The 21,245-nt window shown below is 70.7% G+C and carries 21 protein-coding genes; 14 read left to right on the top strand and 7 right to left on the bottom strand.

Going from position 1 to position 21,245, the window contains the following annotated elements:
• Positions 1-6 precede the first annotated feature (6 nt).
• Both IF655_RS22710 and IF655_RS22705 read right to left on the bottom strand, forming a co-directional pair.
• Positions 7-729, bottom strand: coding sequence for an aspartate/glutamate racemase family protein (locus IF655_RS22710; protein ID WP_199586915.1), 723 nt, complete (start codon positions 727-729; stop codon positions 7-9).
• 5 nt (positions 730-734) lie between these two features.
• Positions 735-2,192, bottom strand: coding sequence for an NCS1 family nucleobase:cation symporter-1 (locus tag IF655_RS22705; protein WP_199586913.1), 1,458 nt, complete (start codon positions 2,190-2,192; stop codon positions 735-737).
• A 144-nt stretch (positions 2,193-2,336) separates the two neighbouring features.
• On the opposite strand from IF655_RS22705, the gene IF655_RS22700 reads away from it, so the two are divergent.
• Both IF655_RS22700 and IF655_RS22695 read left to right on the top strand, forming a co-directional pair.
• Complete coding sequence (locus tag IF655_RS22700; protein WP_199586911.1) at positions 2,337-3,011, top strand: GntR family transcriptional regulator; 675 nt, start codon at positions 2,337-2,339, stop codon at positions 3,009-3,011.
• 156 nt (positions 3,012-3,167) lie between these two features.
• Entirely contained in the window at positions 3,168-3,431 is a 264-nt protein-coding gene (locus tag IF655_RS22695) for a hypothetical protein (RefSeq protein ID WP_199586909.1), read from the top strand.
• A 102-nt stretch (positions 3,432-3,533) separates the two neighbouring features.
• On the opposite strand, the gene IF655_RS22690 is transcribed toward IF655_RS22695, so the two are convergent.
• The gene (locus IF655_RS22690; RefSeq protein ID WP_206776290.1) at positions 3,534-3,839 is read right to left on the bottom strand and encodes a hypothetical protein; all 306 of its coding nucleotides are present in this window, start codon (positions 3,837-3,839) and stop codon (positions 3,534-3,536) included.
• 885 nt (positions 3,840-4,724) lie between these two features.
• On the opposite strand from IF655_RS22690, the gene IF655_RS22685 reads away from it, so the two are divergent.
• The 5 genes from IF655_RS22685 to IF655_RS31820 all read left to right on the top strand — a co-directional run bounded on the left by IF655_RS22685 (position 4,725) and on the right by IF655_RS31820 (position 8,585).
• Complete coding sequence (locus tag IF655_RS22685) at positions 4,725-4,937, top strand: hypothetical protein (protein WP_199586905.1); 213 nt, start codon at positions 4,725-4,727, stop codon at positions 4,935-4,937.
• Positions 4,938-5,155: 218 nt separating this feature from the next.
• Positions 5,156-7,129: a hypothetical protein gene (locus tag IF655_RS22680; protein ID WP_206776289.1), complete on the top strand. Its 1,974-nt coding sequence runs from the start codon at positions 5,156-5,158 to the stop codon at positions 7,127-7,129.
• Positions 7,126-7,830, top strand: coding sequence for a hypothetical protein (locus tag IF655_RS22675; protein ID WP_199586901.1), 705 nt, complete (start codon positions 7,126-7,128; stop codon positions 7,828-7,830). Before IF655_RS22680 ends, IF655_RS22675 begins: the two co-directional genes overlap by 4 nt.
• Before the next feature lie 195 nt (positions 7,831-8,025).
• Entirely contained in the window at positions 8,026-8,292 is a 267-nt protein-coding gene (locus tag IF655_RS31265) for a helix-turn-helix domain-containing protein (RefSeq protein ID WP_307815019.1), read from the top strand.
• A gap of 17 nt (positions 8,293-8,309) precedes the next feature.
• Complete coding sequence (locus IF655_RS31820) at positions 8,310-8,585, top strand: IS3 family transposase (RefSeq protein ID WP_374100319.1); 276 nt, start codon at positions 8,310-8,312, stop codon at positions 8,583-8,585.
• A gap of 246 nt (positions 8,586-8,831) precedes the next feature.
• Here IF655_RS31820 and IF655_RS22665 read toward each other — a convergent pair whose 3' ends face one another.
• Together IF655_RS22665 and IF655_RS22660 are read right to left on the bottom strand one after the other, a co-directional pair.
• The gene (locus IF655_RS22665) at positions 8,832-9,254 is read right to left on the bottom strand and encodes a helix-turn-helix transcriptional regulator (protein WP_206776288.1); all 423 of its coding nucleotides are present in this window, start codon (positions 9,252-9,254) and stop codon (positions 8,832-8,834) included.
• An 82-nt stretch (positions 9,255-9,336) separates the two neighbouring features.
• Positions 9,337-12,993, bottom strand: coding sequence for an NACHT domain-containing NTPase (locus IF655_RS22660; RefSeq protein ID WP_199586899.1), 3,657 nt, complete (start codon positions 12,991-12,993; stop codon positions 9,337-9,339).
• Between the two features lie 174 nt (positions 12,994-13,167).
• Between IF655_RS22660 and IF655_RS31260 the strand changes: the two genes are divergently transcribed.
• Positions 13,168-13,563 (top strand): hypothetical protein, encoded by a 396-nt coding sequence (locus tag IF655_RS31260; RefSeq protein ID WP_242488872.1) that lies wholly within the window; start codon positions 13,168-13,170, stop codon positions 13,561-13,563.
• Between the two features lie 15 nt (positions 13,564-13,578).
• On the opposite strand, the gene proP is transcribed toward IF655_RS31260, so the two are convergent.
• Positions 13,579-15,123, bottom strand: coding sequence for a glycine betaine/L-proline transporter ProP (proP, locus tag IF655_RS22650; RefSeq protein WP_374100314.1), 1,545 nt, complete (start codon positions 15,121-15,123; stop codon positions 13,579-13,581).
• A gap of 321 nt (positions 15,124-15,444) precedes the next feature.
• Here proP and mgrA point away from each other — a divergent pair, with 321 nt between their 5' ends.
• The 6 genes from mgrA to IF655_RS22620 all read left to right on the top strand — a co-directional run bounded on the left by mgrA (position 15,445) and on the right by IF655_RS22620 (position 20,183).
• Positions 15,445-16,491, top strand: coding sequence for an L-glyceraldehyde 3-phosphate reductase (gene mgrA, locus IF655_RS22645; RefSeq protein WP_199586897.1), 1,047 nt, complete (start codon positions 15,445-15,447; stop codon positions 16,489-16,491).
• A 208-nt stretch (positions 16,492-16,699) separates the two neighbouring features.
• Complete coding sequence (locus IF655_RS22640) at positions 16,700-17,185, top strand: cation:proton antiporter regulatory subunit (protein WP_199586895.1); 486 nt, start codon at positions 16,700-16,702, stop codon at positions 17,183-17,185.
• 5 nt (positions 17,186-17,190) lie between these two features.
• Positions 17,191-18,423, top strand: a complete 1,233-nt coding sequence (locus IF655_RS22635) for a cation:proton antiporter (RefSeq protein WP_199586894.1) — start codon at positions 17,191-17,193, stop codon at positions 18,421-18,423.
• Positions 18,424-18,526: 103 nt separating this feature from the next.
• On the top strand, positions 18,527-19,147 hold the full coding sequence (locus IF655_RS22630; protein ID WP_199586893.1) for a DedA family protein: 621 nt from the start codon (positions 18,527-18,529) through the stop codon (positions 19,145-19,147).
• A gap of 147 nt (positions 19,148-19,294) precedes the next feature.
• A complete protein-coding gene (locus IF655_RS22625) occupies positions 19,295-19,468 on the top strand; it encodes a CsbD family protein (protein WP_018545989.1) in 174 nt (57 codons plus the stop codon).
• A 286-nt stretch (positions 19,469-19,754) separates the two neighbouring features.
• Complete coding sequence (locus tag IF655_RS22620) at positions 19,755-20,183, top strand: ATP-binding protein (RefSeq protein WP_206776287.1); 429 nt, start codon at positions 19,755-19,757, stop codon at positions 20,181-20,183.
• A gap of 30 nt (positions 20,184-20,213) precedes the next feature.
• On the opposite strand, the gene IF655_RS22615 is transcribed toward IF655_RS22620, so the two are convergent.
• Complete coding sequence (locus IF655_RS22615) at positions 20,214-21,227, bottom strand: MASE1 domain-containing protein (protein WP_199586892.1); 1,014 nt, start codon at positions 21,225-21,227, stop codon at positions 20,214-20,216.
• Positions 21,228-21,245 lie beyond the last annotated feature (18 nt).

The following is a 21,245-nucleotide window of genomic DNA, read 5'->3' as shown; positions in this document are numbered from 1 at the left end:
GCGCCGTCACGGTGCGGGGCGGCCCCATGTCCGCCGCTTGGCAAGGGGCTTGGCGTAACTCCCCACCCGGCTCGTCGTCAGTCCCAGCGCGACGAGCGACTCCGCCAGCTTCACCGCCGCCACGACACCGTCGATCACCGGCAGACCGAGCCGGTCGCCCAACTCCCGCCGCAGTCCCGCCATTCCGGCGCAGCCGAGGACCAGTACCTCCGCTCCTTCCCGAACGGCCCGTTCGGCGGCGGTCACAAAGGCGGCCTCGGTGCGTTCCGGGTCGTCGGTCAGTTCCAGGACGCCGAGTCCGGTTCCGATCACCGCCGCGCAGTTGCGGGCGACGCCCGCCGTCTCCAGGCTGTCCTCGATCTGACCGCGCGACCGGTCGAGGGTGGTCACCACGGCGTAGCGCCGGCCGAGCAGGCAGGCGAGGTGGGCGGCTGCCTCCGTGATGTCCACGACCGGCACGTCCACCAACTCCCTTACGCCTTCGCGCCCGTGCTCGCCGAAGCCTGCCATGACCACCGCGTCGTACGGCGGACCGTCGTACGTGCGCAGCGTGTCCAGGACGGCAGCCGCGGAGAGGTGGCTGTCGAGCCAGCCCTCCGCCGACTCCGGACCCCAGGCGGGGGTCAGTCCGGTCACCGTCGTGCCCGGAGCGGCCACGGCACGGGCCGCGCCGACGATCTCCTCCGTCATGGCGGTGGTGGTGTTGCAGTTGGTGACGACGATCCGCACTCCTCTCAGCCCTCCACCGCGCTCGCGGCGCGTTCGCCCCGGCACAGCAGGGCGTACAGCCCCGCGCCCATCGCCGCGCCGACGAACCACGAGTACGGGGCGACGGTGTCGAAGGACTTCACCAGTGCGAGCACGGCGGCGACCGCCGCGGAGGGCAGGAAGGCGTACAGCGCCTTGGGGTTGACGCCCTTGCGGTAGTGGTACGGCGAGCCCGGGGTCGCGTCGAAGAGGGCGTCGACGTCCACCCGCCCCCTCTTCACGGCGTAGTAGTCGACCATGATCACGCCGAACAGCGGGCCGAGGAACGCGCCGAGTCCGCCGAGGAAGTAGTTGACCACGGTGGGGTCGGAGAAGAGGTTCCAGGGCGTGACGACCAGGGCGGCGACGGTGCTGATCATGCCGCCGGTCCTGAAGGTGATGCGCTGCGGCCAGACGTTGGCCAGGTCGTACGCCGGGGAGACGAAGTTGGCGACGATGTTGACGCCCATGGTGGCGACGGCGAAGGTCAGCGCGGCGGCCACGAGGACCCAGGTGTTGCCGACCTTCGCGACCAGCTCGGCGGGGTCCGTGACGGCCTTGCCGAACACCTTCAGCGAACCGGCCGTGACGATCACGGAGACGACCACGAACGCGGTCGAATTCACCGGCAGACCCCAGAAGTTGCCGCGCCGGACCGTGCGGTAGTCAGGTGCGAAGCGGGAGAAGTCGCAGAAGTTGAGCATCAGGGTGCCGTAGGTCGCGAGGATCAGACCGATGGCGCCGAACCACTGCCGCCACTGCTCACCGACGGACACGGGGTGCGGGGTGGAGGTCAGCGAGATGCTCCAGTGGGCCTTCGCCAGCACCCACACCGCCAGCGCGATCATCACCAGCCAGATCGCGGGACCGCAGAAGTCCTGGAACCTGCGCACGGACTCCATGCCCCGGCTGATGATCAGCGCCTGGATCACCCACAGGGCGAGGAACGAGATCCAGCCCAGCGCGTCGAGTCCGAGGAAGGAGTGGCGCGTCAGCGACACGAGGTCCGGCCACGCCGCGAGCAGCATCACGTCGACGGCGACGGACGCCAGATACGTCTGGATGCCGTACCACATGATGGCGATCACCGCCCTGATGAGGGCGGGTATGTTCGCGCCCCACACACCGAAGGCGATCCGGCTGACCACGGGGAACGGCACCCCGTGGCGCTGGCCGATCCGGCCCATCCAGTTCATCCCGACGAAGATGAGCACGAAGCCCACGAGCAGCGAGGTGAAGACCTGCCAGACGTTCATGCCGAGCACCAGCAGACCGGCGGCGAAGGTGTAGTTGCCGAGGTTGTGGACGTCGGACATCCACAGGGCGAAGAGGTCGAAGACCTTCCAGTTGCGCTGCCCGGCGGGGGCGAGGTCTTCGTTGGTCAGGCGCGGGTCGGGGGTGTACGCGGGGGCACCGGCGGCTTCGGCGCGGTCGGCGAGGGACACGGGGCCTCCATGGACCGGGGGACGGCGGGCGGCGATCGTTTGGTATACCAAACAGGCCGTCATGGTCCCGCCGTCGATCGTTCGGAGGGATTGCGCCGCCGTTACGGCTCCGTAAAAGCAGTGCCAGGCAAGGAAGATGACCTCATGAGCCCCACCACGGCGAAGACCGGATCCCTCGGCACGGTGCGCGAGCACGTCCTGGCGACCTTGCGCGAGGACATCATCGCGGGGCGCCTCGGGCCCGGTGACCGGCTGGTGGAGCGGGAGTTGGCGGAGCGGTTCGGTGTCTCCCGGGTGCCGGTGCGGGAGGCGATCCGCGCCCTGGTCGCCGAGGGCTTCGTCCTCTTCGAGTCCGCCCGCCGCACTGTCGTACGCCGTCTCGCTCCGGACGATGTCCGCGAACTCTTCGAACTGCGCGAGGCGTTGGAGGTGTACGCGGCGGGACTGGCCGCCTCGCGGGCCACGCGCGGGGACCTCAAGGAGCTGCGGGAGCTGCTCGGCGAGGCGACGGCAGCGACGGAAGCGGGCGACGCCGAGACGATCACGGACGTCAACACCCGCTTCCACGACCGCATTCTGGCCACGGCGGGCAACACCCTGCTCGTCTCGGTCATGGAACCGGTCGACGGCCGACTGCGCTGGCTCACCCGCCGGAACACGAAGTGGTCCGAACTTCTCACGGAACACCGGGAGTTGTACGAGGCGATCGCGTCCGGCGATCCGGAACGCGCCCGCGCGCACGCCCTGGCCCACGTCCGCGCCACCCACCGCTCGACCGTGCGGCACCTCTTCGGCGAGGACGCCGTCCCGCAGTCCTGAGCCCGGTGCCGCTTACGGACACAAGCGGAATCGCTTATGTGTTTTATCGGGGGGCTGTTGCGCCGTTTGCTCTGTTTCCGGCCACCTGTTGGCTATTCTCTTGCGTTGCCGGGATCGATGGTTCGGGAATTTCCGTTCCGGCGAGAGGGGTTGCTCGTGCTGTTCGTGCACGGAGCTTCGGTGACGGCGGTGGTCCGCGGCAGTACTGGTGAGCCGGTGGTGTTGATCTCGGGCCAGCCGTTCCCGGCGGCTTCCGGATCACACCGTACGGATCTGATCAACGCGGCCCGCGCCGTTCTGGACGCGGCGGAATTCCGCGTGTTCGAGAAAGTGACGTCGGGGTGGGACACGGGAGTTCCCGACAGGTTCGTGACGGCGGACGGGAAAGTCCTATCCGTCTTCGAGGTGCGGGTCGACTGAGGATTTGTCTGCCGCGAGCACATGAGCGCAGGCGTTTTCCCGCATGACGGCGCCGCCCGCCGCCGGACTTTCCGGCTGCGGGCGGCGCGGGCCTTCTCCGGGTTACCGGCGCCAGCGCGGGAAGCAGTCCCGGTAGTTGTCGTAGCGGTCCCAGCCGTTGCGGTGGTCGCAGTGACGGCGCCAGTCGTCGTAGCGGCGGCAGTCACGGCCGTTGTAGTAGTAACGGCCGTGGCGGTAGTCGTCGTTCCGCCAGTGGTCGTGGTTCTGCGCGGGCAGCGTGCGGTACGCCGACGCCACCGGGGTCGAGGCGGCGGAGAGGGGAGCTGCGGCCGCCTGCGTCGAGAGCGGGACCACGACAACGCCGGCCGTCAAGACTGCTCCGGCCACCGCCTTAGCGAAGGTCTTCACCTAAATTCCTTTCGGACATCAGGGTTTCGGGTTCGGCCCTGTTGATGCGGCTGACGCTACCTCACCTTTCTTTCGCTTCCGGCAAGTCGTATGGGCGCCCGTTCTTCGCGAGGAACTTTGCCCTGGGCGCGGAATCAGCAGCTCAGCGGCGGGTTCGAGTAGATTTCCCCAACTCCCCCGACCACTCGGCACGTAGCGTCCGAGCAGGTGAATTCGGGAATGGTCCGGCCACTTCCGCGGGGTCGATCAACGGCGAACCCCAAGGAGAATGGGATCACTTCATTGCCCCGAGTTCCGTGAAGTATCGGATCGAGAAAGCGAATGGTCACGCGGAGAGGTCCGCGCCGATATCGCCCTTCGTTTTCCGAGGTGCGTTCACCGTCGTCCGACGGCCCGTCACTTGCCGCGCCTCTCAAGCGAACCGCGTGGACCCCGAACGTCGCCGCGTCGGCGTGGCGGATGTGTCGACGGGGGTACTCACGAACCTTCCGCCACCGAAGGGAACAGAGTGTCTATTTTGAAACTATGTCCGATATAGAGGATTTGCACTGTCAGATCCCTTTCGGCTACTGTCCGACGCCTCCGGACGAAACGTCCAGAGACTCTGGACGGCGAGTTGGCTGTTTTCTGCGCGTTCCCTTCTCGCAGGTTCGCCGTTCAGGCCCCCGCGACCGGGCACCTTATGGCCCGGTCGCGGGGGAGGCAGGGCCGCGTCCCGGTTCGTCCGCCGCTGTCCGCCGGCTTGCCCACTACCCCCTGGGCGGGACCGGTCGGGCGGCGGGCGCCGGGAGGCGGCGTGACAGGACAGGCGGGGAGGCCGATGCGTCCCCACTGGGCCAACTCCTGTCGCATACACATCCGTTCAACGATGAAAGGTGTATCCAGATGAACATCGACCAGCTCGAGGCCGAGACCGCCGAACTGCTTCCGTCCCGCGAGGCGCTGGGCCGGTTCTCGTTCAACCTCACCAAGCTGACGAGCGTGACCAAGAAGGTCGCGACCATCGACGCCCACAACGAGTCCGCCGCGGTGAACCAGTACTCGCCGCTCGCCGTGGCCCAGTCCTCGGCCGCTCAGGGCATCAGCGTCAACCAGTAACAAGCCGGGCGGTGCGAGGAGACGGATCTGCCCGGCCCGCCCTCGCACCGCCCTTCCGAGTGCTGCTCGACAGCAGGGGCGCTGCCCCCGCGTAAACGGTTCTCCTTCGCGCCTGCCCACCGGGGCGGTCGCGGAGGAGAACCGTTCGGGCATCACCCCCCGGGCGCGGAGCACCGGCTCACGCGCCCCTACGACTTTCCCCCGCAGTGGAGACCACCATGACGCCGTCCGGAGACGACCCGCTCATGGGCAGGGTGCGGGTGCCCGCACCCCGTCCCGGCCCGGACCCGATCCAGGACCGGAGCGAGGACCAGGGCGACGAGCAGAACCGCCACGACCAGGGGCGCGCGGCGGAGCGTCTGGTCCCGACCGTGACGCTCCCGGCGGCGGACCCCGCGCCCGGTCCCGACCCCGCCGCCCTCCATGTCCCCCACCCCAGCCCGGGTCTCGAACTGCTCGGTGAATACCGGGGATCGGGGTTCACCGAGCGCAAGTACATGGTGCGGCGGTCGGACGGCCAGATGCTGATGCTGTCCCGGCTGCTGTACCTGGTCGTCGGCTCGGTCGACGGGGTCCGCACCGCCGAGGCCGTCTCCCACCGGGTCAGCGGCCGCTACGGCGCCGAGGTCACCGCGCAGAACGTCATGTATCTGGTGGAGCGGCGCCTCACCCCGCTCGGGGTCACGCTCCCCGGGCCCGGCGAGGAGCGGGAGGCGAAGCTTCCGCGCTCCGATCTGATGCTGGCGCTGCGTGGCCACCGGGTGATCTTCCGTGAGGAGCAAGTGGCGCGGATCGCCTCGGCGTTGGCATGGCTGCACTGGCCGCCGGTGGTGGCGCTGGTGCTGGCCGGGGTGGCCGCGATCGACGTCTGGCTGTTCGCCGTCCACGGCGCGATCACCCCGCTGCTGCGGGTGCTGGAACAGCCGGTGTGGATGATCACCCTGTTCGTGCTCACCGTGGCCTCGCTGCTGTTCCACGAGTTCGGGCACGCCTCCGCCTGCCGCTACAGCGGGGCGGCACCGGGAAAGATCGGCTGCGGCATCTTCCTGATCTGGCCGTCGATGTACACGGACGTGACCGACGTGTACCGGGCGGGCCGTGCCGGGCGGCTGCGCACCGGGCTGGGCGGGGTGTACTTCAACGCCGTGTTCATGCTGGCGCTGGCGGCCGGCTACGCCCTGACCGGGCAGCCCGTCTTCCTCGCCGCCCTCTACCTCACCCACTTCGAGGTCCTCGAGCAACTGATGCCGGTCGTACGGCTGGACGGCTACTACATCCTCGGGGACCTCGCGGGCGTGCCGGACCTGTTCGGCAGGATCAAGCCGGTCCTGCTGGACATGGTGCCGGGCCGCCGCCGTCGTACGGGCGCCGGGGCGCACGATCTCAACCGCCCCGCGCGGATCACGGTCACCGCCTGGGTCCTGGCGGTGATCCCGGTGCTCGCCGCCGAGACGGCGTACGTCCTGTGGAACCTGCCCCGGCTGCTGACCACCGCGCTGCGCAGCCTCGCCCACCAGTGCACGGGGACGTACGCCGCCTTCGCCGACGGGCGTCCGGGCGCCGGGGTCGTGGGGGTCATCGGGACGCTGATGCTGCTGTGCCCGCTGGCCGGGGGCATCTATCTGGCCTGCCGGATCGGTGTCCGTCTGGCGCGTGCCGCGCTCCGGGCGACCCGGGACCAGCCCGCGAAGCGGCTGATCCTGGCGGCCGCGGTGTGCGTGAGTGTCCTCGGTCTGACGTTCGCGTGGTGGCAGGGGATCACCCCGCGACCGCTCCCGGCGGCGGCGCCGGTCACCCCCGCCCTGCAACCGGGCGCGCCCACGACCCGGACCCCGCGCCCCACGCCCGAGCCCTCCGGCTCCCCTTCCCCTTCCGCGTCGCGGCCGGGGGCGAGTGCTCCCGCCGTACGTCCGCTGCCGCGCCGTACGACCGTGGCACCGCGCCCTACCGCACGGCCCGCCGCGCCGCCCGTCACCGCCACGGCGACGCCGGACGAGCCGCCGGTCTCCGCGTCGGCACGTCCCACGTCCGCGCCCCCGGACCGGCCCTCGCCGTCCGAATCGGACGAGCCGGACCCCTCCGGTTCGGCGTCGGTGTCGCCCTCTCCGACCACCGACCCGCCCACGTCCGCTCCCGCGAGCCCGACCGGGCCGCCGGACGGACACCGCCCCCACCACAGGAGCCAGTCATGAAACACCGCAAGCCACACACCCGCCTTCTCAGGAGCCGGGTGGCCGGGATCGGCGTGGCGGCCACCGCTGCCTTTGCCGCGACCGCCACCGTTCCCGCCACCGCCGTCACCCTCCCGACCGCGCCCACCGCCCCGAGCGGCGCGGCCGGGAGGGCGGCGATCGCGGTGGACCTCGCCAACTCCCGTGCCGACAGGACCCACATGTACGACTTCGACGAGAGTTTCCGCATCCACGAGTACGGCCCCACGGTCGCCGTCACCGCCAACAACCGTGCCACCGCGATGTCGGTGGGCTGCTCGGCGGACGCCCCGTGCCGTTCGGTCGCGCTGTCCTTCCAGATCGTGACGACGGCGGGCAGCAACGCCCGCCTCATCAACGCCACCAACCTCAGCCGGGCGTCGAACGAGCACTGCCCGAGCTGCGAAACCCTGTCGGCTGCCTATCAGTTCGTGGTGGCCACCCCGCGCGAGTTCCATCTGAGCAAGGCGTCGCGGTCCGAACTCGCCGGTATCCAGCGGCAGGTGGACGCGCTGCGGACCTCGCGGCTGCCCATCGCCCGGATCCGTGAGCGGGCGGACGCGCTCGCGCAGCAGGTCAAGGTCATCCTCGACCGCGAGACGGCGCGTGCTCCGCGGGGCGACGCGCGTGACCCGCGCACCAACTTCGCGCCCACCGTGACCATGCACCGCCACATCCGCTGACCCCGGCCGGACCGAGCGGGGTCCGGTGCCCGCGGACGCGGCGCCGGACCCCGCTCGCCCGGCGCGGACACGGCCGCCGGAGACCCTCCCGCCCCGGTACGACGCGACCCGACCCACCCGGAAGAGACGTCAGGCTCCGCCCGTACGAGCGCGGGCGACGACCGGCATGAACCCCGACACCGGAGACGTGACCCCGTGAGCCCACACCACCCCGAGCTGCGTGACCTCGCCATGGAACTCCTCTCGCAAGGACGTCCGGCCAGGGAGATCGCGCAACGCCTGCGGATCTCGCCGCAGACCGTCTACCGCTGGCGCCGCACCCGTATCCCCCGCCCCGAGGCGGCGCAGACCCGCGGCCGCATCGCGGAGTTGGAGCGGGAGATCCTCATGCACCGCAGAACGATCGAGGCCCTGAAAGACGCGATGCCCCCAAAAGGCGCTACGCGGTCGTCTCTCAAGTAGCCGCGCACGGACACCCGATCAGCAAACTCGTCGCCCTCCTGGGTGTCTCCGAGTCCGGCTACTACGCCTACCGGAAACGGCCGCCGTCACCCCGCGCCCTGCGCCACGCCTGGCTCACCCAGCTCATTCTGACGATCCATCACGAGTCGGGCGCGTCCTACGGCTACCGCCGCGTCCACCAGGTACTCCACGACCGCTACGGCGTCACGGTCAGCCACGGCACGGTCGAACACCTCATGCGGCAGGCCCGCATCCACGGCAGGACCGGCCGCACCGCCGCCCCCAACCCCTGACGGACACCATGAACACAGCAGCAGCCCCGCTCGGTACGGCGCACCCGTACCTCCCCGTTCGGCCCGTGCCCGACGCTCCCGGTCCCCAGGCCCATCGCATCCGTCTCTACAGCGCGCTCGACACCCTGCGCGCGCCGCTGGCGGCGACCGACATCCAGGCCGTCTTCGACATCGCCGAACTCGACGCGGCCACCGTCCAGACGGTCATCGGCTGGATCACCGGTCCGCGCACGGCCGGACCGCCGACTATCCCGCCTCTTCCTCCGTCGGTTCTTCCGCTCCCGCCGTCAGCAGCGATTCCACCAGCACCGCCACGTGTCGGCGGTCCGCCGCGCTGAGCCGGCACACGCTCGCGATGAGGATCTCCACCTCGGGGTCGGCCTGTTCGGGCACCGACTCGTAGTAGAGGCTGACGCCCGCCGCCTCGGCCGCCGCCCGCCGCAGGGGCTCCACCGGAACACCGAGCCCCCGGGCCAGCCCCTCCAGCGTCGCCTCCTGCGGCATCCGTGCGAGCCGGGTCGCCGTCGCCAGGTGATGCACCGTGGACCGCGAGACGCCTCCGCGCCGCGCCACATCACCATAGGACCAGCCAAAACGATCCAACCTACTCCTGATCAGCTCCCGCAGCGAACTCGACACCACCGGCACATCCCATCGGAGACACAACATCCACCTGCCTAAGACCCAACGACCCGCCCCCCGAAGTCGTTCTGCCCCACACCCCGGTCGAGTGGCACGGGATCGACTCCCGTCACCGCCAGGCCACCTCGATCCGGTCCAGCGCCGCACGCAGTCCGGGGTCCCGCACGGCGGGGCGCAGCCAGTCGACGTCCGTCGGTCTCAACTGCCATAGACCGTCCTGGTCCAGGGGCAGCAGCAGACGTTCGGCGTGTACGGCCAGCCAGTCGTTAGCCCCGAGGTCGCGGGCGAGGCGGAGCAGCCCGACCACCAGCGTGGGCGATCGGCGGTCCTCCGGGATGTGATCGTGCAGGGTGAGGGCGGTGGCGAGGGTCGTCTCGGCGTCGACACGGTTCGCTCCTCGCCAGAGGTGCGTGGTCGTCGCCTGCTTGAGCAGGCTCTCCAGCCTCACTTCCGCCGTTCCGCCGTGCTCGAGCGCGGGCGCCTCGCGGCGGAACCTGCTGGTGATCCGGCGGAGTTCGGCGTGGGATACGTCCCGGCGTGCGGCCAGCCGCGCAAGACAGTCGGCCAACACCAGCCAGGTCCTGGCCGCGACTCCGCCGGAACCGGTGTGCTGGGGCGAGGTCAGGGCGTCCAGCAGGGCGATGGCAGCCTTGGGCGGTAAGTCGCCTGCCGCGTCGCGGAGATGGCGGGCGACAAGGTCGACTGCGAGGGCACGGTTATCGCCTCGCAGCGCCCTTAAGCCGATCAAGATGTCCGGGTGGAGTCCGTGCGGTGTCCTCGGGCTCGGGCGGCAGAGGAGGGCGTTGAGGTCGTGGGCTGCGGATGTGCCGGTGTCGCCGTCGAAGCGGTACGTGGTGAAGGCGTCCGGGAGGAGGTCGAGCAGGGGTGCCACAGCCTGGAGCAGACGCTGGAGATCAGCGTCCCAGGTGAAGGCGGCGAGGGCGTGCAGACGCGTGGAGAACGGCTGTTGCTCGACGACACGTGCGGTGTCCGTGGGCTTTTCGAGGTGGATCAGGTCGAGCGCCCACGCCGGGTCCAGCGGGGCGGGCTCGGTGTCGGGCAGGACGACGAGGTCCCGGGCGTCGCGGTCGGCGGGCTGGACTCGGAGCGAGGAGATGAAGGCGGTCCAGGATGCCTCCCCGAACTGTGAGCGCCACAGGTGGGTTTGGCGCTGCCATCGGTCGAGGGTGGCGTCCTCGCCGAGGACCCGGGAGAGCGGCAGGGGGGCATCGGTTCGGGCGGCGATGAGCAGGAGGTTCGCGGTGTAGATCGCGTCCTGCCGGGTGCGGTGCGGTGGGGCGGGGTGGTACGGGACGTGGGTGCGGCGGGAGTCGTCGTCGAGGGTCTGCCGGAAAAGTGAACCCAATAATTCCAACAGCTCGGAACGGTGTGAGGGCGGCAGCGGGGAGAGTAACTCCCCCACGTTCGCCAGAGCCTCCGCGCGGTCGCTGAGCGGGACGTGGGAGAGCAACGCGTGCAGGCGGCCGTCGTCTGTGGCGCCGCCGCCGATCAGGAGACAGTGCAGCTCGTCGGTGATCAGCCGGGCGAGGAGGTACTCCCCGAAGGTGGCGTGCAGGAATTCGTAGGAGCGCAGTTCCGTGTGGGTCACCACCGCCTGGGACTCGTGGATGAAGAAGAAGCGGCCGAACAGCAGCGGGGTGGGTTCTGGGGCGTCGTCGCCGAGGAGGACCGCCAGATCGTCCTCCGCCTCGTGCGCGGTGATGCTCTGCTTGCGGCGGTTGAACATGCCGATGGCGACGACGGAGAGGCGCTGCAACTCGCACTCGACCGCTTCCGTCCAGGTGGGTTTGCCGCCTTGGTACTTGGTGAGCTGTCGGCGCACGAATTCCGCCAACAGGCGTTCATACAGGCCGAGTCGGTCGATCCCGGTGCCCTCCTGCCTCGACAGCACGTTGTCCGAGGCGTCGTACAGGGCCAGCATCATCAACAGCAGCGGCTGAGAGGCGAGTTCGCGGTGCGGTCGGAGCGCCTCCGGAGTCAGAGGGCGCAGCCCGGTGTCGCGGAAGTACCGGCGGTTCGTGGCGTTCCATGTCCGGAGCCAGTGCGTGACGCGCGCGTCGTCGAAGGGTTCCAGGCGGATCACCGTGCTGGTGAGGGGAGTTCGAGCTTGGTCGGCCACGACCGTGCGGCTCGTGACGATCACGACGGTAGGGCGCCCCTGGTCGGTTTCGTTGCGCTGGAATCGCTCCACGCCCTGGAGGTAGTCGTAGTGGCGTCGGCTGTCGGCCTGGTCGGCGGCCGCCTGGAGCAGTTCGTCGAAGCCGTCAAGGAGGACGACGCGGACGACGCCGGAGTCGGGGCCCGTGACCTCGGACCAAGGTGTGCGGCGGCCGGTGGAGCGCCACAGTGCCTCCTCGATCTGGTCCCGGACGTCCAAGTCGGCCGACAGATGGCGGAGTTCGACGCGCAGGCAGGAGAACTCCGACGCCGGGAGCCGGGCGGCGATCAGCTTGGTGAGGAGGGACTTGCCGCTGCCGGGGTGGCCGAGGACGACCAAGGGGCCGTGGGTGGCGTCGTCGGTCAGCAGGTACGCCGCGAGGAAGTCAGCGAGGTCGTCCCGTAGCGGCATGTCCAGCCACCAGTCGTCGCGAGACAGTCCAGGGGAGGCGGTGTGTCCGGCGACGCGGAAGGCGGGGTCGACGTAGCCGGCCCCGAGCGTGGGGATACGCGGCCCGCCACCCTCGCCCGCCGCGAGAGGCGCCCGCAGTTGACCGCGGTGGTGGTCGGGCGCCTTGGCGCCCCCGGCGAACTGTTCCAGCAGGTCGGAGAGACCGGTGAGGGCGGTGGGGAGAGGTGAGTCGGTGGAGGGCGGCGGCTCCACGGCTTCGGGCGGGTCCTCCGTGTGGGAGGTGAGGCGCAGCTCGGGGCAGTCCCAGAGGACGTGGTCGAGGAGGGTCTCGTAGCGGCGCCAGGCGGTCCGGGCCAGGTCGCCGGGGTCGACCTCACGGGCTCCGGTGCCATGGACGAGGTCGGCCGCGTAGGAGTACGCCGTCTCGATCTCGTGGCGGCGACCCGCCGGGGTGCCGACCCTCGTGGAGCCCAGGGTGACCTGCTCCAGCTCGGTCACGATGTCGGTGGTGGGGTCGCCGTTGCGCGCCGGGCCCAGTTCGGGGTCGTACACGATGCCGGACTGCGCGACCGCCTGGCTGAACGCGGTCACGAGGACGGTCAGGTCGGCCGCGCACAGCAGGGCGGTGCGGGCGGTGCCGTGGCTCGACCGGACCCGTTCCGCGAACCCCTCCAGCACCGGGCGCGGGTCGGCCGACGTGCCGCCGGTCAGCCGCAGCGGTTCCAGGAGTTCCTCGGCCAGCCCGTGGAAGTCCGGGCGTCCGCCGACGAGGGTCCCGACCGCTCCGGCGAAGTCGAGCGGGGTGTCGACCGGCAGCGGCGGTGGCATCGCGCTCCGTCGCCCGGTACGCCGCCTCTCCGCCTGCCTCTCCGTCCGCCGCGCGGCAACCGCCGCCGCGTTCACCTCGACCTCCTCCAGCCGCAGCCGCCACCACCCCCGATCGAAGGTCAGTCCGGCGGGCGGACGAGGACCGCTTCGCGCGTGGCAGTACTCCACCACCCCGAGCACGTCGTCCCAGGAGGGCGGTGTGGCGCGTCGGGCGTTGAGGAGGGCCGAGACCGTCGGCTCGCTGCGGTGCAGGGCGCGGGCCAGATCGCTCTGCTGGACTCCGCAGCCACGGACCAGCCGACGGAGCAGCCCGCAGAAGTCCGCCACCGCGCCGGACGTCTCCCCCACCGCGCACCCCCGCTCTTCGGCCCGCTTCGGCGGGAACGGCGGACAGGTGCGGTCCGACCTGCCCCAACACCGAGGCTGTTTCGCGTGCTTTCGCGCTCCCGAACAGAAACTCCCCTTGCTGCCAAGGTCATTGCGTCACGCCGCGTACCCGAGCGACAAGAAGGAGACCAGCCCATGTCCCGGTTTTCCGCCGAACTGCCCGCGCTGTTGCTGTCCTTGACGCTCCTGAGCGCCTTCGTCGGAGTGGTGCTGCCCGCCGTGTGGTCATCACGGCCGGAGCGTCGGCGCGACGCCGCGCGTGTGCTCGGGCAATTGCTGGCGGGGCTGAGGCGTCCCGCTCCGCTCGCGCCGCCCCACACCGCGCTGTACACAGAAATCATGAGCGACGAGACATCTGCCGAGCTGTATCACCCCGGGGATGTGGTCCCCGCCTCCGGGATCTACGAGTGCGACTGCGGGCGGGCGCACGAGTACAGCACCGATGTGAAGGGGCACCGCTTCCCGCCGCTGCGGCACGACTGCGGGGGCCATGGGTGGCGGCTCAAGGCCGCCACCCCGTCGGGAGCCTGACGGCGCAGGACGGCGTCAGCCGCGTCCCGTCCCGGTCCGTTCCTCCGCCAGCGCGTACAGCTCCTTCGACGTGCTGATCAGCTCGCGGCGTTCCTCGCGCGAGCCGACCATCGGACGGGAGCCGTTGAGCGGCACCTGGGCGGTCTCGGGGAGGAACTTGACGGTGATCAGACCGATGAGACCCGCCAGCATGAGGTAGTACGCGGGCATCAGGTCGTCGCCCGTGACGTCGACCAGCGCGGCGGTGACCAGCGGGGTCGTGCCGCCGAACGCCGCGACGGCGAAGTTGAAGCCGATGCCCATGGCCGCGTAACGGACGGCGGTGGGGAAGAGGGCGGGCAGGGTCGCCGCGCTGGGGGCGGCGAAGCAGGCGAGCAGGGTGGCGAGGATCAGCACGCCGAGGATCGGCAGCCAGGTCCCGTGCGCCTTGATCAGCAGGAACGCCGGGATGGCGAGCACGATCATGGCGGCCGCTGCCCAGCCGTACAGCGGGCGTCGGCCCACCCGGTCGCTGAGGCGGCCGAGGAAGGTGATCAGGATGACGATCCACACCATGCCGATGAGCACGAGGACGTCGGCGGAGCTGCTGGATCGTTTCAGCGTCTCGGTCTGGTAGGTCGGCAGATAGCCGGTGACCATGTAGTTCGTGACGTTGTAGAGCAGGACCAGACCCATACAGATCAGCAGTCCGCGCCAGTGCCGCTGGATGATGTCCTTGAACTCGCTGCCCGCCGACTCCTGCGCGAGGCTCTTCTCGTGCTCGTCCAGTTGCTGCTGGAAGGCCGGGGACTCCTCCAGCTTGAGCCGCATGTAGAGGCCGATGACCCCGAGCGGTCCGGCGACCAGGAACGGGATGCGCCAGCCCCAGGAGAGCATCTGGGCGTCGGTGAGCCACAGGTTCAGCCCCGTGACCAGGGCAGATCCGAGGGCGTAGCCGACGAAGGTGCCGAAGTCGAGCCAGCTCGAGAGGAAGCCGCGCCTGCGGTCGGGTGAGTACTCGGCGACGAACGTGGTCGCGCCGCCGTACTCGCCCCCGGTGGAGAAGCCCTGCACCATGCGGGCCACCAGAAGCAGGATCGGCGCCGCGATGCCGATCGTGGCGTAGCCGGGGATGACGCCGATGGCGAAGGTGCCGAGCGCCATCATGATCATGGTGGTGGCCAGCACCTTCTGCCGTCCGACCCGGTCGCCGAGCGGGCCGAAGAAGAGACCGCCGAGGGGTCGTACGACGAACGCGGCCGCGAAGGTCGCGAACGAGGAGATGACCTGGGCGCCCGGGGAGGCGCCGGGGAAGAAGACCTTGCCGATGGTCGCGGCGAGGTAGCTGTAGACCCCGAAGTCGAACCACTCCATGCAGTTGCCGAGCGCCGAGGCGCCGACGGCCCGCTTGAGCAGCGGCGGCTCGACGACCTGGACGTCCTCCTTGCCGAAGGCTCCCCGGTTGCGGCGGAGTCTGCGGGTCAGCTCCTCGCGTACCTGGCGGGGCAGTGCCGTGACGGCCTGCGATGCCTTCGACCCCCTCCTGTGCGGCCTATCGCCGTCGGACGTCGCATCGCTCACGTGCCGCTCCCTTCACCGCCGGTGCCGCCGTCGTGCGCGCACCCCGGCGGCACCGGGTCATTGCCCTGTGCCTCATCCTGCTGCCCAGCGCCCCGCACGTCACACCGACAACAGGCACATGGGGGAACCGCACACACGAGGGCGGAAAATCCGGGGCGGTCGCACACAGGTGACGGGACCGGTCGCACACGGGTGATTCAGAAGCCGGGCCGCTCAATTCCATGACAGACGACGGTTGGACTTCCGAATCTTGAAGGCGCAGGGTGGACCAGCCCCTTTTTGTCTCGGGGCACCCCTACGGCACCACCCGGAGAACACCCGATGAACCACGTCGCGGACCCCGCTCGCTACGACGGCACCATGCGCTACCGGCGCACCGGCCGCTCGGGGCTGGACCTCCCCCTGCTCTCCCTGGGCTACTGGCACAACTTCGGCGACGACCGCCCCTTCGAGACCCAGCGCGAGATCGCGCTGCGCGCCTTCGACCTCGGGATCACCCACCACGACCTGGCGAACAACTACGGTCCGCCCTACGGCTCGGCGGAGATCAACTTCGGTCGGCTGATGCGGCAGGACCTCGCGCCGTACCGCGACGAGATGGTGATCTCCACCAAGGCGGGCTGGGACATGTGGCCCGGCCCCTACGGTCAGGGCGGCGGCTCGCGGAAGTATGTGCTGGCCTCCCTGGACCAGTCGCTGAAGCGTATGGGCCTGGACTATGTGGACATCTTCTACTCCCACCGGCTGGACGCCAGCACCCCGCTGGAGGAGACCATGGGGGCGCTCGACACGGCCGTCCGCCAGGGCAAGGCGCTCTATGTGGGCATCTCCTCCTACGACGCCGAGCGCACCCGGCAGGCCGCGGCCATCCTGCGTGAGCTGGGCACCCCGATGCTGATCCACCAGCCGTCGTACAGCATGCTCAACCGCTGGATCGAGACCGACGGACTGCTGGAGGCGGCCGAGGAGGAGGGCTTCGGCGTCATCGGCTTCACGGCGCTGGCGCAGGGCCTGCTCACCGGTCGCTACCTCGACGGCGTGCCGCAGGACTCGCGGGCCGCGCAGGGCAAGTCCTTCGACCCGGCCTGGCTGACCGAGGAGATGCGGGGTCGGCTGCGCGCCCTGAACGACATCGCCGCCCGGCGCGGTCAGACCCTCGCCCAGATGGCGCTGGCGTGGGCGCTGCGGGACGAGCGGGTGACCTCGCTGGTCATCGGCGCCTCGCGGGTGGAGCAGTTGGAGCAGAACGTGGCGGCTCTGGAGAACCTGGAGTTCACCGCCGAGGAGCTGGCCGAGATCGACAAGTACGCCACCGACGGCGGCGTCGACCTGTGGCGGGAGGCCCGGCTGGGCACCATGGGCGGCTGAGACCCCCCGCCCCCTGCCCGTGACTCCCGGCGTCCGGGCGATCTCCTCTCCCCCCTGTTTCGACAGTCGACCGACCTCCGAAACAGGGGGGACAAAAGACACATAACCCACCTGACCAGGCTGTTTCCCCCCGTGGCCGCGCACCGTCAAGATAAGGTGCCGGTAATGGCCACTTCAAGAAACAGTCAAGTCAGTCAGGGGGGTCGCCATGGGCGCCGCACGCACGAGTAGGACACCACTGCCGGGAATCGGCGTCCGGTACGACCTCACCACCAAGGAACAACGCCGCCTCTCGGTGGTGGCCCACCGGGACGGGTCACGCACGCTCAGCGCCTACCGCGAGGACGACCCCGACGCCTGCGCGCTCTCGGTCCAGCTCACCGGCGGGGAGGCGGACGCCCTCGCCGGTGCGCTGAAGCCGACGCACCACAGCCCGAACCTGCTGTCCACGACCGAGCTGGGTCTGGTGGCGGAGCGGATCGCGCTGTCCTCGGTCTCGCACTGGAACGGGCGGCTGCTCGGCGAGACCCGGATGCGCACCGAGACCGGCGTCTCGATCGTGGCGGTGCTGCGCCGCGCGGACGCCATCCCCTCCCCCGGTCCCGGCTTCCGGCTGGCCGGCGGGGACACGCTCATCGTGATCGGCACCCGCGAGGGCGTCGACGCGGCCGCGGCCATCCTCGGCAGGGAGTGATCGGGATGCACTCCTCCGCGGTCTTCCTGATCGAGTTCGGCGCCATCATCCTGGCCCTCGGACTGCTCGGCCGTCTCGCCGCGCGGCTGCGCTTCTCTCCCATTCCCCTCTATCTCCTCGCGGGTCTCGCCTTCGGGGAGGGCGGTCTGCTGCCGCTCGGCGCGAGCGAGGAGTTCGTGGCGATCGGCGCCGAGATCGGCGTGATCCTGCTGCTGCTCATGCTGGGCCTGGAGTACACGGCGGGCGATCTCGTCTCCAACCTGCGGACGCAGTACCCGGCGGGGCTGGTGGACGCCGCGCTCAACGCGCTGCCCGGCGCCGCGATGGCGCTGATACTCGGCTGGGGTCCCATCGCCGCCGTGGTCCTCGCGGGCATCACCTGGATCTCCTCCTCCGGCGTCATCGCCAAGGTCCTCGGCGATCTGGGGCGCCTCGGCAACCGTGAGACACCGGTGATCCTCAGCATCCTGGTGCTCGAGGACCTGTCGATGGCGGTCTATCTGCCGGTGATCACCGCGCTGCTGGCCGGGACCGGTCTCGCGGCGGGCAGCGTCACGCTCGCCGTCGCCCTCGGCGTCGCCGGGATCGTCCTGCTGGTCGCGGTGCGCTACGGCCGGGTCATCTCCCGGTTCGTCTCCAGCGACGACCCGGAGAAGCTGCTCCTGGTCGTGCTGGGTCTGACGCTGCTGGTCGCGGGTGTGGCGCAGAAGCTCCAGGTGTCGGCGGCGGTGGGTGCCTTCCTGGTGGGCATCGCGCTGTCCGGCGAGGTCGCCGAGGGTGCCCACAATCTGCTGGCGCCGCTGCGGGACCTGTTCGCGGCCGTGTTCTTCGTGTTCTTCGGCCTGCACACCGACCCGGCGAGCATCCCGCCGGTCCTGCTGCCCGCGCTCGCGCTGGCCGTCGTCACCGCGCTCACCAAGATCGCCACGGGTTACTGGGCGGCGCGGAGAGCGGGGGTTTCCGTGCGCGGCCGGTGGCGGGCGGGCGGCACGCTGGTGGCGCGGGGCGAGTTCTCGATCGTCATCGCGGGTCTCGCCGTCACCTCGGGCATCGACTCCCGGCTCGGTCCGCTGGCCACGGCGTACGTGCTGATCCTGGTCGTCGTCGGCCCGCTGACCGCTCGCTACACCGACGCGGTCGCGATGCGGCTGACCCGGTGGCGGCGGTCGCGCCCGGCGCCGGTGGAGGCGACGGCCGAGGCGGCGGAGCCCGCGGCGGACCCCGTCGGCCGCGCCTAGGGCGCGCGAAGACCGGCGGAACCAGCACCCGCTGGAGCCCCCCTGGGCGGTCTTCCCGCAGGTCAGTGCGGGCGAGCGGGCCGGTGCGGCGTACCGTTGGGGCATGGCGCCTCCGTTGCCCGGCCCGCTGGCCGATCTGGCCCCGCTGCTCGGCCATTACGGCTACTGGGCGGTGGGTGCCGTCGTCTTCCTGGAGGACTTCGGGGTGCCCGCACCCGGCGAGACGATTCTGCTCGCGGCGGGGGTCTACGCGGGCGCGGGCGAACTGAACATCGTGGCCGTGGGTTGCATCGCGTTCGTCGCGGCCGTGCTCGGCGACAACCTCGGCTACGTGATCGGTCGTACCGGTGGCCGGGTCTTCGTGGAGCGGTGGGGCAAGTACGTCTTCCTGACGCCCAAGCGCTTCCAGGCGGCCGAGGAGTTCTTCCACCGGCACGGCGGCAAGATCGTCACCGTGGCCCGGTTCGTCGAGGGGCTGCGCCAGGCCAACGGGGTGATCGCGGGCACCACCCGGATGCCCTGGCCGCGCTTCCTCGCCTTCAACGCGCTCGGCGCGGCCCTGTGGGTGGGCCTGTGGTGCACGCTGGCCTATGTGGCGGGCAGCCACATCACGACGGTGTACGACGAGATCGTCCGCTACCAGCGCTATGTGCTGATCGGCGTGGCCGTGGTGGTCGCGGCGCTGGTCGTACGCCATGTGGTCCGGCGCCGTCGGCATCGCTGACGGTGTGGGGACCCGGCACACGGGGTGTTCCGGCGAAGCCCTCGAAATGTTCCGGTGGGGACGGAAGTGCCGTACGGGTTTGGACCCGGGCGGAGCGGACAGGCGGAGGGGGACAGCGGACCCGAGACACGTTGGGATGTGAACCCCATGGCTGGCGACCAGAAGGCCAAGGCCAAGGCCGAACAGGCCAAGGGCAAGCTCAAGGAGACGATGGGCCGCGCCGTCGGCAACGAGAAGATGGAAGCCGAGGGCCGCATGGAAGGCGCGCGCGGGGATGCCCGCGAAGCCAAGGAGAAGACGAAGGACACGTTCAAACACTGAACCGGCGCCACACCGCACCGGTGCCGGGCGGGTCCGGAGTTCCCTTCACGGGGCTCCGGGCCCGCCCGTGTGTGCGGGCGCGGGCGTGTCACAGGAGCGCTCACCTGGGACGGGTGTGCGATCGGGCGATTGAGGGCCGGATGCTCTTGTCCGGCGGCACAGCGGGTAACCGCAACAGGGACGGCACGGCCTTCCGTGATCGCGAGGAAGGGATCGGAACGGCCCCTGAGGAGAAGGGCGACGACCCATGGACCTCCCCTTCAGGACGCAGACGACGGGGACACGCTTGCCCGCACGCATCGGCACGACAGCGCCTCTGCGCGCCAGGCGGGAGTGGGACGCCGGTGTGCCCTCGCTCTCCGAGGCGCGGGAGGCGGTCGGTGCGCTGCTGGCCCGGGTGCGGCCGGTACCGGCCCGCCGGGTGGTGCAGGACGCCCAGTTGGTGGTCAGCGAGCTGGTGACCAACGCGTTCAAGCACGCGGCGGGACCGTTCGCGCTACTGCTGGAGTTGTCCCCGGACGGGGGCGCGTTGCGCATCGGCGTCACGGACGGCTCCCCCGATCCGCCCCGGCCCCAGCCGCCGGACCCCGGACGCATCGGCGGGCACGGGCTGCGGCTGGTGACGCTGCTGTGCGCCACGTGGGAGGTCACTCCGCACCACGGGGGCAAGCAGGTGACCGCGACGCTCCCCCTGACGGTCCCGCCCAAGCACTGACGGTTCCGCCGGAACACCGAGGAGTCCCGGTCAGGGTCCCCGGCCGGGCGGTGTGGGCCGGTCCGGGGCGTAGGGGGTGGAGGGCGCGGGTCTGGGCGGCGGTCCGTCGCCGGTGGTGAGGTGTTCGAGCACCTCCACCAGTTCCTGGCAGGCGTGTTCGACGGAGCGCCGGGTGTGGCGCTGCTCGGTGATCACGGCGGACAGCAGGAGCGCGGTCAGCGCCATCGTCCCGTTGAAGCCCTGGAGCTTGGCCATGACCTCGACGCGGCTCAACTCGGCGAACGCCCCGGTGCCCTCGGTGGCGGCGCGGGCGGCCAGCACGGAGGTGAGCAGCGCGCAGCCCACGCTGCCCGCCAGTTCGAACCGCAGCGCGCCCCAGATGATGACCGGGTAGACGAGGAACAGCAGGCTGAAGGAGCTGTAGACGGCCAGGGGCACGACGCAGCAGGCGGCCACCGCGAGCGCCAGCGCCTCCTTCCAGCGCGTGGTCGGGGGTTTGCGGGCCTGGCGGAGCAGGAGCAGCAGCGGGGTGACGAGCAGGACGCCCATCGCGTCGCCCACCCACCAGGCGAGCCAGACGGTGGGGAACGCGTGCGGGGGCAGCGCGTCGGTGGCGACGAGCAGCCCGACGCCGGTGGTGGCGCTGATCAGCATGGCGCCGAGCGCGGCGAGGAACACCAGGGCGACGCCGTCGCGCAGGCGGCTCAGGTCGGTGCGGAAGCCGGTACGGCGCAGCAGTACGGCCGCGCACAGGGGGGCGGCGGTGTTGCCGAGCATGTAGCCGAGGGCGTAGGGCGCGGGGGTGCCGAGGTAGGCGACGACCAGGAACGCCCCGAGGGTGATCCCGGGCCAGCAGCGCAGCCCGAGGAGGAGCAGGGCGGCGACGGCGACGCCGGTCGGCGGCCAGATGGGGGTGACGACGACGCCGTCCACGACGAGGCGGCGCATGAGCCCGAGCCAGCCCGCCGTGAAGTAGCAGGCGGCGACGGCCAGGATCCTGAGGGCCGGGCCGGCCGCCCGGCGCGCGTCCAGGATTGCCACCACATGAGCACTTTCACACCG

Origin of the sequence: Streptomyces sp. DSM 110735 (assembly GCF_016482685.1) — a bacterium.
Taxonomy (GTDB): Bacteria; Actinomycetota; Actinomycetes; order Streptomycetales; family Streptomycetaceae; genus Streptomyces.
Note: the sequence above shows the minus strand (reverse complement) of the source record. Positions and strands in the feature narration are given on the sequence as shown.